This is a genomic window from Nonomuraea glycinis (assembly GCF_035920485.1).
In the GTDB taxonomy this organism is placed as follows: domain Bacteria; phylum Actinomycetota; class Actinomycetes; order Streptosporangiales; family Streptosporangiaceae; genus Nonomuraea; species Nonomuraea glycinis.
This window is the reverse complement of sequence record NZ_CP109166.1, coordinates 950,098-963,591: the sequence shown is the minus strand read 5'-3', so window position 1 is coordinate 963,591 and position 13,494 is coordinate 950,098. Positions and strand designations below refer to the sequence as shown.

Annotated in this window: 11 protein-coding genes; 7 read left to right on the top strand and 4 right to left on the bottom strand. The window is 70.7% G+C overall.

Annotation, left to right across the window (positions count from 1 at the left end; all coding sequences use genetic code 11):
• Positions 1–117 precede the first annotated feature (117 nt).
• The 6 genes from OHA68_RS04390 (at position 118) to OHA68_RS04365 (ending at position 4,216) form a co-directional block, all read left to right on the top strand.
• Complete coding sequence (locus OHA68_RS04390) at positions 118–1,176, top strand: ABC transporter ATP-binding protein (protein WP_327106462.1); 1,059 nt, start codon at positions 118–120, stop codon at positions 1,174–1,176.
• Positions 1,169–1,843 (top strand): ABC transporter permease, encoded by a 675-nt coding sequence (locus OHA68_RS04385; RefSeq protein ID WP_189136472.1) that lies wholly within the window; start codon positions 1,169–1,171, stop codon positions 1,841–1,843. The genes OHA68_RS04390 and OHA68_RS04385 overlap by 8 nt, the downstream gene beginning before the upstream one ends.
• The gene (locus OHA68_RS04380; protein ID WP_327106461.1) at positions 1,840–2,511 is read left to right on the top strand and encodes an ABC transporter permease; all 672 of its coding nucleotides are present in this window, start codon (positions 1,840–1,842) and stop codon (positions 2,509–2,511) included. Before OHA68_RS04385 ends, OHA68_RS04380 begins: the two co-directional genes overlap by 4 nt.
• A gap of 34 nt (positions 2,512–2,545) precedes the next feature.
• Complete coding sequence (locus OHA68_RS04375) at positions 2,546–3,457, top strand: ABC transporter substrate-binding protein (RefSeq protein WP_327109454.1); 912 nt, start codon at positions 2,546–2,548, stop codon at positions 3,455–3,457.
• Positions 3,458–3,485: 28 nt separating this feature from the next.
• The gene (locus tag OHA68_RS04370; RefSeq protein WP_327106460.1) at positions 3,486–3,968 is read left to right on the top strand and encodes a flavin reductase family protein; all 483 of its coding nucleotides are present in this window, start codon (positions 3,486–3,488) and stop codon (positions 3,966–3,968) included.
• Positions 3,969–4,045: 77 nt separating this feature from the next.
• Positions 4,046–4,216, top strand: a complete 171-nt coding sequence (locus OHA68_RS04365; protein WP_327106459.1) for a type II toxin-antitoxin system Phd/YefM family antitoxin — start codon at positions 4,046–4,048, stop codon at positions 4,214–4,216.
• Positions 4,217–4,288: 72 nt separating this feature from the next.
• Here the strand turns inward: OHA68_RS04365 and sppA are convergent, their stop codons facing one another.
• From sppA to glgB, 4 genes are all read right to left on the bottom strand, one after another.
• Positions 4,289–5,986, bottom strand: a complete 1,698-nt coding sequence (sppA, locus tag OHA68_RS04360) for a signal peptide peptidase SppA (RefSeq protein WP_327106458.1) — start codon at positions 5,984–5,986, stop codon at positions 4,289–4,291.
• Positions 5,987–6,050: 64 nt separating this feature from the next.
• Positions 6,051–7,424: a S8 family peptidase gene (locus tag OHA68_RS04355; protein ID WP_327106457.1), complete on the bottom strand. Its 1,374-nt coding sequence runs from the start codon at positions 7,422–7,424 to the stop codon at positions 6,051–6,053.
• 131 nt (positions 7,425–7,555) lie between these two features.
• Positions 7,556–9,466 (bottom strand): S8 family peptidase, encoded by a 1,911-nt coding sequence (locus OHA68_RS04350; RefSeq protein ID WP_327106456.1) that lies wholly within the window; start codon positions 9,464–9,466, stop codon positions 7,556–7,558.
• An 87-nt stretch (positions 9,467–9,553) separates the two neighbouring features.
• Positions 9,554–11,710: a 1,4-alpha-glucan branching protein GlgB gene (gene glgB / locus OHA68_RS04345; protein WP_327109453.1), complete on the bottom strand. Its 2,157-nt coding sequence runs from the start codon at positions 11,708–11,710 to the stop codon at positions 9,554–9,556.
• 163 nt (positions 11,711–11,873) lie between these two features.
• Between glgB and OHA68_RS04340 the strand changes: the two genes are divergently transcribed.
• Complete coding sequence (locus tag OHA68_RS04340) at positions 11,874–13,430, top strand: MFS transporter (protein WP_327106455.1); 1,557 nt, start codon at positions 11,874–11,876, stop codon at positions 13,428–13,430.
• The last annotated feature ends 64 nt before the right edge of the window (positions 13,431–13,494 follow it).

The following is a 13,494-nucleotide window of genomic DNA, read 5'->3' as shown; positions in this document are numbered from 1 at the left end:
TTTAAGCAAGGCCCGATAGGACAGACCGGGCTGGATCGCCGTAGTGTTGCCTTCACTAGATCATGCGGCGGTCGTGGCAGGGGGGCCGCGGCCCTGCCCTGAAGCGGAAGGTCGCGCGTGATCACGTTCGACGCTGTCACCAAACGCTATCCAGACGGGACCACTGCCGTGGACCGTCTCAGCCTGGAGGCTCCCACAGGCGAGATCACCGTGTTCGTCGGCCCCTCGGGCTGCGGAAAGACGACATCGCTCCGGATGATCAACCGGATGATCGACGCCACGGAGGGCAAGATCCTGCTCGACGGCGAGCCGGTGCAGGGCATCGACCCGCCCACCCTGCGCCGGGGCATCGGCTACGTCATCCAGCAGGCCGGCCTCTTCCCGCACCGCAAGATCGTGGACAACGTGGCCACCGTCCCGTTCCTGCTCGGCTGGAGCCGTAAGAAGGCCCGCGACCGGGCCATGGAGCTGCTGGAGCGCGTCGGCCTCGACCTGAGCCTGGCCGAGCGCTACCCGTTCCAGCTCTCCGGCGGCCAGCAGCAGCGCGTGGGCGTGGCCAGGGCGCTGGCCGCGGACCCGCCCGTGCTGCTCATGGACGAGCCGTTCAGCGCGGTGGACCCCGTCGTCCGCACCAGCCTGCAGGACGAGCTGCTCAGACTCCAGGCGGAGCTGAACAAGACCATCATCTTCGTCACCCACGACATCGACGAGGCCATCAAGCTCGGCGACCGGGTCGCGGTGCTGCGCGTCGGCGGTCAGCTCGCGCAGCTCGCGGACCCGAAGACGCTGCTGTCGGAGCCGGCCGACGACTTCGTCCGGGAGTTCCTCGGCCGCGACAGGGGCATCCGCCGCCTGCAGTTCGTGCCCACCGCCGGCCTGCCGCTGCGCACGGACCTGACCGTCCCCGAGGGGCACGACGGCCCCGCGGACGAGCCGTGGCTGCTCGCCGTCACCCCGGACGACCGGCCGGTGGGCTGGATCTCCAAGGACCGGCCCGGCGAGCTGGAGCAGTTCGGCACGTTCCTGTACGGCCAGGACCCGCTGCGCTCGGCCCTCGACGCGGCGCTGCTGTCGCCGTCGGGCCACGCGGTGGCCGTGGACGAGACGGGCCGGGTGGCCGGCGTGCTCACCAGGAAGGCGCTGGACCAGGCGATGGTGGAGGCCGCCGATGGGTGACGGCCCGCCCACACTCTGGGAGTGGTTCGCCCGCAACTGGCAGACCGGGAGGGTGGGCAGCATCAGCGACCTGCTGGGCGACCACCTGCTGATGTCGCTGGTGCCCATCGTGGCCGGGCTGGTCCTGGCGCTGCCGCTGGGGCTGGCCAGCGTGCGCTGGCGATGGCTCTACCAGCCGACGTCCGGGGTGTTCAACGTGATCTACGCGCTGCCCTCGCTGCCGGTGTTCATGCTGCTGATCTCGGTCACCGGGCTCTCCCCGGTCACCGTGATCATCCCGCTGACCTTCTACGCCATGGCCGTGCTCATCCCGGCCGTGGTCGACGGGCTCGGCTCGGTGCCCGACCACGTCCGCCAGTCGGCGGTGGCGATGGGCTTCACGCCGCTGCGCCGCCTGGTCCAGGTGGAGCTGCCGATCGCCGCGCCCGTGGTGCTCGGCGGGCTGCGCGTGGTGGCCGTCTCCAGCATCAGCCTGGTGAGCGTGGGCGCGCTGATCGGCCAGGGCGGCCTCGGCATGCTCTTCACCAGGGCCTACCAGAACCCGTTCCTGCCACCGGTCATCGTCGGGATCGTGCTGATCGTCCTGCTGGCGCTGGTCGTCGACGGGCTGCTGGTCCTGTGCCAGCGACTGCTCACACCGTGGGTACGGGCGAGGGGGACGTCGTGACCTGGCTGACCGACTTCTTCGGCGACCCCGCCAGATGGTCCGGGCCCGACGGGATTCCCGTACGGATGCTGGAGCACCTGCAGTTCTCCGTCCTGGCGCTCGTGCTGGCCATGCTGATCGCGATCCCGCTCGGGCTGCTGATCGGCCACACCGGCCGCGGCGGCGTGGTCGTGGTCGTCTCGGCCAACCTGGCCAGGGCGCTGCCCACGCTCGGCATCCTGGTGCTGTTCGTGCTGCTGCTCGGCACCGCGTCGATCTGGCCGGTGATCATCCCGCTGGTGCTGCTGGCCGTGCCGCCGATCCTGGTCAACACCTTCGAGGGCATCAGGGGCGTGGACCCCGAGTTGCGGGACGCGGCGTACGGGATGGGGTTGCGCGGCGGGCAGGTGCTCGGGCGGGTGCTGGTGCCCGTGGCGCTGCCGCTGATCCTGCTCGGGCTCAGGCTCTCGGCCATCCAGGTGGTCGCGACCACGACCGTCGCCGCCTACACGGGGCTGGGTGGCCTGGGGCGATTCATGATCGATGGATTCGCGACCCAGGATTACTCCAGCGTTGTCGGTGGTTCAGTGTTGATTGTGCTGTTCGCACTCGTGGTGCAGCTCGCCTTCATGCTCACGCAGAGGGTGACCGTCTCCCCGGGAGTGAGTCAGCGACTGAAGATTCGTTGATGTGTCGTACCGAAGGAGTTTTGCAGTGAGACGTATGTACACCGCGGCGGCCATGCTGTTGTCCGCGACACTCGCCTTGACCGCCTGCGGCGGCGGGGGCGGCGGCAACCCGCTGGAGACCACGAGCGCGGCGCCCACGGGCTCGGCCTCCGCAGCCGGCGGCCCGGTCGTGATCGGGTCGTTCGACTTCGACGAGAGCGTCCTGCTCGGCTCCATCTACGCCCAGGCGCTGGAGGCCAAGGGCGTGCAGGTGGAGGAGAAGCCGCGGATCGGCAGCCGCGAGGTCGTCTACGACCAGGTCAAGAGCGGCGGGCTGACCCTCGTGCCCGAGTACAACGGCAACCTGCTCGCCTTCGTCGACCAGGCCACCACCGCGGCGACCACCGAGGAGATCAACGCGGCGCTGAAGGAGAAGCTGCCGGCCGAACTGGAGGTGCTCGACTCGGCTGCCGCCGAGGACAAGGACACCCTGTCGATCAGCAAGGACACCCAGACCAAGCAGTCGCTCACCACCATGGAAGACCTGGCCAAGGTGTCCAAGGACATGATCGTGGGCGGTCCGCCGGAGTTCAAGAAGCGCTGGGAGGCGCGCTTCAAGGACGTCTACGGCATCGAGTTCAAGCAGTGGAAGCCCACCGGTCCCACCACGGCCGACGCCATCAAGGACGGCTCGATCCAGGTCGGCAACGTCTTCTCCACCGACCCGAAGATCACCGCCAACGGCCTGGTGCCGCTTGAGGACACCAAGAACATCTTCCCCGCCCAGAACGTGACCCCGCTGCTCAACAAGGCCGGGGCCACCGACACCGTCAGGACCACGCTCAACGGCGTCTCCGCCAAGCTGACGACCGAGGGCCTGCTGGAGATGATGCAGAAGATCTCCGTCAACAAGGACGAGCCCGCGACGGTGGCCAAGGAATGGCTGACCACCAACGGCCTCGGCTGACCCGCACCGTGTCCAGGAGGCCCGCGCCGTGAGCGAGTTCACCGACGCCATGGCACAGCTCGCGGGAGGCGTGGCGGTCATCACCGTCCGCGACGGCCGCGACGACCTGGGCGTCACGGTCTCGGCGCTGGTGTCCGTCTCGCTGGAGCCGCCGCTCGTCCTGGTCAGCCTGGCCAGCGGCGGCTACCTCAACGAGGTCCTGCTCCGGCAGGACCGCTGGGCCTGCTCCCTGCTGTCCGCCGGGCAGGCGGCCATGGCCAGCAGGTTCGCCGCCGCCGGCCGCCCTGGCGCCCGCCACCTGGTGGCGGGCGCCCCGCACCACCGCGGCGCGCACTCGGACGCACTGGTGGTGGAGGGCGGCGTCGCCGCCCTGGAGGCGGAGACCACCCAGGTGGTCCCGGCCGGCGACCACACCCTCTTCATCGCCACCGTCCTCGCCGTCCCCTACGTGACCCCCACCCTCCAGCCCTTGGTACGCCTACGCGGCCGCTATCGCCCGATGGGCGTCTGATCCCGGACCTGAGCAGCGCGACGTCGCTCAGGTCCGGCGAAGTGACGCGGTATGTGATGGCTCAATAGCATGCTGTCATGGACAAGATGTGGCAGGCGTTCCCCGAGATCAATCAGGAGGACCTGGAGAACCGCACGAGCCAGATCCTGGACGCCGTCGAGCGAGGTGAGTCCTTCACTCTGACGCGCCACGGTCGTCCGATCGCGACCATCACTCCCTTAGCCGCCGCCGAGCGGTCGGGCCGTTGACACACGCCGTTGAGCCTCTGAGCGGATCGCCGCTCACGCATCTTGAAGGCGGCAAGCCGGATGACGTACCGGTCAGCGGATGGTGTACCAGGCGGGGAGGGCGAGGGGGCCCGCGGCGGGGAGGCCGAGTTCGGCGGAGAGGCGGGCCAGGGGGCCCCAGGCGTCGAGTCTGACGCGGGTGAGTGCGGCGGCGCGGTCGTCGCTGGAGTCCGCTCCGCGCAGGCGTTCCAGCGGGTTGATACGGGGGAAGGTGCGCACCGGGGCGTCGTCGGACAGGCGGGCGCGCTTCCTGGCCAGGGCGATGGCGTCCTCCAGGCCGCCCAGCTCGTCCACGAGCCCGCGGGCGTGGGCGTCGGCGCCGGTCCAGACGCGGCCCCGGGCCAGCTCGTGGGCACGGTCGCGGGAGAGGTCGCGGCCTTGGGCCACCTTGCCGACGAAGTCGTCGTAGATGCGGTCCAGCCAGGCGTTCACCCGCTCCCACTGCTCCGGCGAGAAGGCGCGCGAGGTGGAGAACATGCCGGCGTTGGCGCCCTCGGCGACCAGCTCCGTGTTGACGCCGATCCGCTCCAGGAGCTGCGCGAGCACCGGCTTGCCGCCGAAGACGCCGATCGAGCCGGTCAGCGTGCCGGGCTGGGCGAAGATCACGTCGGCGGCCATGGCGACGAAGTAACCGCCGGAGGCCGCCAGGTCGCCCATGGAGACGATGACCGGCTTCACCTTGCGGGTGAGCACGACCTCCCGCCAGACGGTGTCGGAGGCGACGTACGAGCCGCCGGGGCTGTCCACCCGGAAGACGACGGCCTTGACGTGCTCGTCGCGGCGGGCGGCCCGCAGGGCGGCGCTGATCGTGTCGGAGCCCATCGCGCCGCCCCCGCCGAGCGGGCTGCGGCCACTGCGGCCGGTGCGGATCTGGCCGGTGCCGTGCACGAGGGCGATGCCGTCGGCGGTCGGCTGCGGCAGCTTGCGGGCGTTGGCGCCACGCTGGTAGCGGGAGACGTACAGCAGGTGGGTGTCCCCGCCGGTGGACTGCTTGACCTCGTCGTACACCTCGTCCCGGTAGGCCAGCCCGTCGACGAGCCCGGCCTCCAGGGCCTCGCGGCCGATGAACGGGCCGCGGTCGATGAGCTCGCGGACCTTGGCCGCTTCGAGCCTGCGGCCCTCGGCGATGCCGGCGACGAGCTGCTCGGTGACCGACTCCGTGATGCGGGCCATGGACTCGCGGTGCGGCTCGGTCATGTGATCCTGGGTGAAGGTGTTGGCGGCGGTCTTGTACTCGTGCCGCTGCGCCATCTCGTAGTCGACGCCCAGCTTGGTCAGCGCGCCCTTGACGAAGCGCTGCTCCAGGGCCACGCCGGTCAGCCCGATGTCGCCGCTCGGCTGCAGGTAGACGCGCTCGAACGCGCTGGCCAGGTAGTAGGGCACGGTGCCGCCGCCGAACTCGCCGAACGTCTCGCCGAAGGCGACCGTCAGCTTGCCCGAGGCGCGGAAGCCGACCACGGCCTGGCGCAGCTCCTGGACCATCGCCAGCCCGATCGGGTTGCCGCCGATCTTCACGATCAGCGCCTTGACCCGGGGGTCCTTGGCGGCCCGCTTGAGCCCGGACAGCACGTCGGCCAGGCGGGTCTTGCGCATGGACAGCACCGCGGAGAGCGGGTCGGAAGGCGGTCCCTCCGTCAGCCCTTCGGTGAGGTCGAGCTCGAGAACCAGGGGCGCGGTACGCCGCTGACGGAGCTTGTCGATGCCTTCGAAGATCGCCTTACCTGCGTCCATAGAGCCACCCTAAGCGGCAGTAGTCGGCCATGGGCGGCCAACTACTGCCGAAGCGGGCGCGGGCTCAGACGCTGGGCCCGGCGGTGGCGGCACCGACGTCGATGCGGACCGTGGTGAGGCCGTAGTCGATCGGGGCGCCGGTCGCCTGCAGCCGCTGCAGGACCTGCGCCGGGCTGAGGTTGGGGAAGGCCTGCTTCATCAGCGCGAAACTCCCGCTGACGTGCGGCGTCGACATGGACGTGCCGCTCAGCGACCGGTAGGTGTCGTCCGGCACCGAGGAGGTGACGCGCACGCCCGGCGCGAGCAGGTCGAGCAGCCTCCCCCGGTTGGAGAACGGGGCGATCTGGTCATCGTCGTTCGTGGCGCCCACGGCGACGGCGCTGGAGACGCAGGCGGGGGAGGCGACGGCGTCGCTCCAGCCGGCGTTGCCCGCCGCCGCGACCGGCGCGACCCCGGCGCCCAGCAGGGCGTCGAACTGGCTCTTGAGAGCGGAGGCCTCGGGATCGGCGTCGCAGTGCTGCCGGTGCGGCCCGCCGCCGCCGAAGCTCATGTTCGCCGCCGCCACGTTGTGCGTTCTGGCCACCCGCGCGACGTACTCCAGCGCCAGTTTCTGGTCGGAGGTGTAGCTCAGGTAGCACGGCGCCGGGCCACCGCAGCTCTGGATGCTGTCGAAGCGGCTGAAGACCTGGACGGGCAGGATGCCGGCGGCCGGGGCGACGCCGTTGGCGGGCGCTCCCGCCGCCACCCGGCCCGCCGCGATGCCCGCCACGTGCGTGCCGTGGGCGCAGTGATTGACGCTGCCGACGAGGCACCGCGAGGTCTCGGCGTCGGCCGCGCCGGGGCCGGTCTGGCTGGACCGGCCGTTCGGGCAGAGGGACACGGCCCCGGAGCTCGGGTCGGAGGTGGAGAAGCAGGCCTCGTCCACGATCCGGCCGGCCACGAACGGATGGTCGCGGTCGATCCCGGTGTCCAGGATGGCCACGGTGGTGCCCGCGCCGGTCCAGCCCGCCGCGTTGGCGACGTCCGACCCGATCACCCTGGTGCTGGAGTCCAGAAAGGTGTGGCTCAGCGAGTCCGGGTACACCGACTTGACTCGTGGATCCTTTCTCAACCCGGCCAGGGTGGCGCTGTCCACCTCGGCGACGAAGAAGTGCGGGGATCGGGTGGCCTCCAGCACGCTGGCCGTGGCGGAGATCTTCTCGACGTCGCCGGCGACGGTGCTGACGCTCTCGCCCGGGTTCAGTTCGACGATCGAGCGCACCTTCTGCCGGCTGGCGAGCTGGGCGAGCAGCCTGGGGCTGATGGTCGGGTCACCGGTGCCGATGACGCGGGCGTGCCCGGGCGATGCTGTGGTGAGCACCGTGGTCAGCACCGTGGTGAGCACCGCCGTGGACGTGGCGAGCGCCAGGACGCCTGCCGTGAGCGTGCGTGAACGCACCGATTCCTCCGAGGTATCACAGACGGACGGGGGAGGTACTGGCGAAGATCCCCTCGGGTGGTGTCCGTGATGCCTAGGTTGTCGAAGCGGCGGGTGTTGGAGAGGCGATTGTTGCCGGAGCTTGGCAAGCTTTAGCGAGATTTAGTGATGTTCGTGGCTGCCCGCTTGAGAGCGCGGCCCGTGGACTTGCCGGTCAGCCGTACCTTTTCTGAGGCTTTGAGGGTTTTGGTGTTGTTCACGCCGTGGGCCCAGTTGAGCCAGCCGGCGAGCAGGGCGCCGTCCAGCCGCAGCTTGGCGGTCTTGGCGCCCTTCAGCACCCGGTAGGCCTTGCCCAGCGACTGGGCCTTGGTCAGTTCGGGGAAGACCTTGCTGGCCTTGTGCGCCAGCTGCAGATAGCAGGTGAGCGTCGGGTCGGACAGCTTGCCGCTGCCACGGTGGACCTCCACCGCCCACTGCTTGGCCGTCATCCGTTTGGCGGCCGTGCCACGCGTGCAGACGGCCGGGGTCTTCGCGGCGGTGGTCGGCGACGGCGTCACCGTGACGGTCACCGTGACCGTGACGGTCGGCAGCGGGATCGGCGTCGGATCGGGGGTCTCGTCCACCGTCGGCTCGGGCGTGGGCCCGCTGCCCGTCGGGTCCGGCTCCGGGTCGGGATCGGGGGCCGGGTCGTCAGGACCGGGGCCCGGCGCGGACGGCGGGCTCTGGCTGATCTCCGGCTGCGGCGCCGTGCCGTTCAGCGCGGCGGCCACGTCCAGGCGCGGCGTGCGGACCTCCGCCCCGTCGACCTGATAGACGTACGGCCGGCCGGTCGTCTTCAGCTTGTCGATCAGCTCGGGCATCGGCGTCTGCGGGAACTTGGCCTTCAGCAGCGCCAGCGCGCCCGCCACGTGCGGGGTGGCCATCGAGGTGCCGCTGTGCACGGCCATCTGGTCGTCCGGCACCGACGACTCGATGTCCACACCGGGCGCGAACAGGTCGAGCAGCGCGCCCCGGTTGGAGAAGTCAGCGATGGCGTCGCCGTCGTCGTTGGCGCCCACCGCCACCGCCGAGGAGATGCAGGCGGGGAAGGAGGCTCCTTCGAAGAACTCGTTGCCGGCGGCCACCACGGTCGCGACGCCCTTGGCCAGCAGGGCGTCGATCTTCGGCTTGAAGACCTGCGCCTCCTCGCTGTCGTCACAGGAGACGTCGGACGGCATGCCGCCCAGGCTCAGGTTCACCGCCGCGATCGGCTCGGTCATCGCGGCCACGTGGTCCAGGGCCAGCCGCAGCGACGACTCGAAGGCGAGCAGGCAGGACGGCTCGCCGCACAGTTCCTCGTCGTTGATCCGGCTGAAGACCTGCACCGCGATGATCCCCGCGCCGGGTGCCACGCCGCCGCTGCCGGCCGCGATGCCGGCGACGTGCGTGCCGTGCTCGCACAGGTTCACCCCGCCGGCCTGGCACTTGGGGGTGGCGGCGTCGGCCGATTCGGGCCCGGTCTGGCTGACCTGCCCGTTCGGGCAGAGCGACTCGGCGCCCAGGTCCGGGTCCACCGCGGAGAAGCAGGCCTCGGCGACGATCCGGTCACCGAAGAACGGGTGGTTGCGGTCGATCCCGGTGTCCAGGATGGCGATGTTCTGCCCGGTGCCGGTCTGGCCGGCCGCGTGCGCCTGGTCGGCGCCGATCAGCTTGAGGCTGGAGGCCAGCGACGGGGGATAGGCGCGATCCCGGTGGATGGAGGTCACCCGGGGATCCTCGGCGAGCGCGGCCAGCTCCTCGGCCGTGCCCTCGACGACCATGAACGGCTGGCTCGCCGGCTGGAGGAGGACCTCCACGCTGTCGGCCGCCGCCTTACTGGCCACCGGGGCGTGCTGCGCCGGGTCGGTCAGCTCGACGATGGCGCGGACGGCGCCGCCGTCGACCGCTAAGCCCTCCTCCACCTTCTCCTCGGCGCTCTGGGTGACGCTGGGGGTCGGGGTCGGGGTGGGATCGTCGGCCAAGGCGGGCGCCGCGGGAAGCAGGGCCAGCACCAGCGAGCACACGATCAGGGGGCGAAGTCGCACCAGCGTCCTCCGAGACAGGATGATCCCGGAGTTTACGGTGATTTGTCAGGACCGCACAGTCCCTGAAAACCCTTTCTCATCAGACTTTCAGGTAGGCGGCGCCGGCATCGACAACCACACCGCCCCCAGGGGCGGCACCCGCAAGGTCGTGGAGTACGGCAACCCGTGGCAGGGCTCCTCGACCGCCTCCACCGAGCCCAGGTTGCCCACCCCGCTGCCCCAGTACTCGTAGGCGTCGGTGTTGACCGCCTCCGTCCACTGCCCGCCGTACGGCAGGCCGAGCCGGTAGTTCTCGTGCGGCCCGCCACTGAAGTTGACCACGCACGCCACCGCGGACCCGTCGGCCGCGTAGCGCAGGAACGACAGCGTGTTGCCCGGCGCGTCATCGGCGTCGATCCACCGGAAGCCCTCCGGCTGGGTGTCCTGCTCCCACAGCGCGGGCGTCTCCCGGTAGAACCGGTTGAGGTCGCGTACCAGCCGCTGCACCCCCTGATGCCCGTCGAACTCCAGCACCCACCAGTCGAGCCCGCGCTCCTCCGACCACTCCGAGCCCTGGGCGAACTCGCCGCCCATGAACAGCAGCTGCTTGCCGGGATGCGCCCACATGAAGGACAGCAGGGTGCGCACCTGGGCGAAGCGCTGCCACTCGTCGCCCGGCATCTTGCCCAGCAGCGAGCCCTTGCCGTGCACCACCTCGTCGTGCGACAGCGGCAGCACATAGTTCTCGGAGTAGGCGTAGATGAGGGAGAAGGTCATCTGGTGGTGGTGGTACTGCCGGAAGACCGGCTCGTGCCGCAGATACTCCAGCGTGTCGTGCATCCAGCCCATGTTCCACTTGAAGCCGAACCCGAGCCCGCCCAGGTGCACCGGGCGCGACACACCGGGCCAGGCCGTCGACTCCTCGGCGACGGTGATGATGCCGGGCGCCTCCCGGTAGCAGACCGCGTTCATCTCCTTGAGGAACTCGACCGCGTCGAGGTTCTCCCGGCCGCCGTAGACGTTCGGCGTCCACTCGCCCTCACGCCGGGAGTAGTCCAGGTAGAGCATCGAGGCGACCGCGTCCACCCGCAGGCCGTCGATGTGGAACTCCTTCAGCCAGTAGACCGCGTTGGCCACCAGGAAGTTGCGCACCTCCCTGCGGCCGAAGTCGAAGACGTACGTCCCCCAGTCGGGGTGCTCGCCCCGTCCCGGGTCGGCGTGCTCGTACAGCGGGGTGCCGTCGAAGCGGGCCAGCGCCCACTCGTCCATCGGGAAGTGCGCCGGCACCCAGTCGAGCAGCACCCCGATACCCCGGCTGTGCATCTCGTCCACGAACCGGCGGAACTCGTCAGGCGTGCCGAACCTGGCCGTCGGCGCGTAGTAGGAGGTCACCTGGTAGCCCCACGACCCGCCGAACGGGTGCTCGGCCACCGGCATCAGCTGCACATGCGTGAACCCCAGGTCCGCGACGTACTCCGCGAGCTGGTCCGCCAGCTCCAGGTAGGACAGGCCGGGCCGCCACGAGCCCAGGTGCACCTCGTAGATGCTGGTGGGGCTGCGCTGCGCCTGCCTGCCGCCGCGCTCGGCCATCCACTCCGCGTCCTGCCAGACATAGTGCGACTGCTCCACCACCGACGCCGTCTGCGGCGGCACCTCGGTGCGCCTGGCCATCGGGTCGGCCTTGTCCCGCCACACGCCGTCGGCGCCCAGGACCTGGTACTTGTAACGCTCACCGGCCCCGATGCCCGGGACGAACAACTCCCAGACCCCCGAACGGCCCAGCGAGCGCATCGGGTAGGCGGTGCCGTCCCAGTGGTTGAAATCGCCCACGACCCTGATGCCCCGCGCGTTCGGCGCCCAGACGGCGAACGCGGTGCCCTGCACGTCCTGGTGCTCCATCACCCGCGCGCCGAGCACCTCCCACAGCCGCTCGTGCCGGCCCTCGCCGATCAGGTGCAGGTCCACCTCCCCCAGCGTGGGCCAGTGGCGGTAGGGATCACCGGCCACATGGGGCTCGCCCCCGGCGTACTGGACGCTCAGGGTGTAGCCGGGGACCTTGTCCAGTCCCGGCACAGTGGTCTCGAACACCCCATGCGCCTGGTGTTTCATGTCGTGCGCGGTGCCGTCCTCCAGCACCACGCGGACACGTTCGGCGAGCGGGCGCAGCGCGCGGAAAGTGACCCCGCCGGTGACGGGGTGCGCTCCCAGCACGGAGTGCGGATCATGATGCGCCCCGCCCGCGAGGCGGTCGAGCTCTGTCCTCATCGGCATGTTCCTAACCCTGCCCTACGGCGACCGTCCAACCCAGCCACTGCCCGCATTCACTGCGACAATCACCGAAAGTGCTGAATCTTGGGTTTATCCACCCCAGAAACCACCACTTCGATCAGTTGACCTCAAGTTTGCTTGAGCTCCTAGCCTTCCATGCATGAACATGAAACGTGCGGGCAAGCGGGAGTGGATCGGCCTGGCCGTCCTCATCCTGCCGACCTTGCTGCTGTCCATAGACGTGAGCGTGCTGCACCTGGCGGTGCCCGCGCTGAGCGCGGGCCTCCGGCCGACCGGGGCGCAGCTGTTGTGGATCAACGACATCTATGGGTTCCTCATCGCCGGCTTTCTGATCACGATGGGCACGGTGGGTGACCGGATCGGCCGCAGGCGCCTGCTGCTGATCGGCGCGGCCGCCTTCGCCGTCGCCTCCGCGCTGGCCGCCTTCGCACCCAGCGCCGAGGTGCTGATCGCGGCGCGCGCCCTGCTGGGCGTGGCCGGGGCCACCTTGATGCCGTCGACGCTGTCGTTGATTCGCAACATGTTCCACGATCCCGCCCAGCGCACCACCGCGATCAGCGTGTGGATGGTCGGCTTCACCGGCGGCATGGTGATCGGGCCACTGGTGGGCGGCGTGCTGCTGGAGCATTTCTGGTGGGGGTCGGTGTTCCTGCTCGGCGTGCCGGTGATGGTCCTGCTGCTGGTGGCCGGTCCGCTGCTGCTGCCCGAATACCGGGCGCCCGTCACCGAACGCCTCGACCTGGTCAGCGTCGGCCTGTCGATCGTGGCCGCCCTCGCGGTCATCTATGGCCTCAAGGAGCTCGCCGCCGGCGGCCCCGGCGTGGCCGCCCTCTCCGCGCTGCTCTCCGGCCTGCTGCTCGCCCTGCTGTTCGTACGGCGACAGCGGACGGTCCCCGGCCCACTCCTCGACCTGAGACTCTTCGCCGAGCGGCGCTTCAGCGGGTCGCTGGGCACGCTCATGCTGGTCATCCTGACCGGGCCGGGCATCGGCCTGCTGGCCGCGCAGTACATGCAGCTCGTGCTCGGCCTGTCACCGCTGGAGGCCGGCCTGTGGAGCCTGCCGCCGACCCTGGCGGTCATCGCCGGGTTCGTCTTCGCGCCGATGCTGGCCCGCCGGTTCCAGCCCGGCCGGGTGGCGGCCACCGGCCTGGTGCTCTCGGCGGCCGGCATCCTGCTGCTCACCGCGCTCTCCGCCGCCGGTCCGGGAGCCGGGCTCGGCCTGCTGGTCGCCGGGCAGTTCGTGTTCTTCCTGGGGGCGGCTCCGATGCTGGTGCTGGGCACCGACCTGGTGATCGGCTCCGCGCCGCCCGAACGGTCCGGCTCGGCGGCGGCCCTGTCGGAGACGGCCCAGGAGTTCGGCGGCGCGGTCGGCTTGGCCGTCTTCGGCAGCATCGCCGCCGCCGTGTACCGCAGTGTGCTCGCCGTACCGGAAGGCGTTCCCGCGCAGGCGGCCGAGGTCGCCAGGGACACCCTCGGCGGGGCGGTGGCGGTGGCGAGTAGCCAGCCCGCCGAGGCGGCGGACGCGCTGCTCGCCGCAGCCCGCGCGGCCTTCACCGACGGCCTGGCCATTACTGCGGCGGTGAGCGCCGTGGTCCTGCTGGCGGCGGCGGCCCTCGCCGTGGCAACCCTCCGCCACGTCCCCCCGTCCCCCTCCGAAGAGCCCTCAGTCCGTGAACCAGCGCACGCAGCGGAGTGACGCGCCCCTGCCCTTTCCCCTGTCCCCCGTCCCCGCCTCTTCCCCCCGGGGAGACGGAGGACGG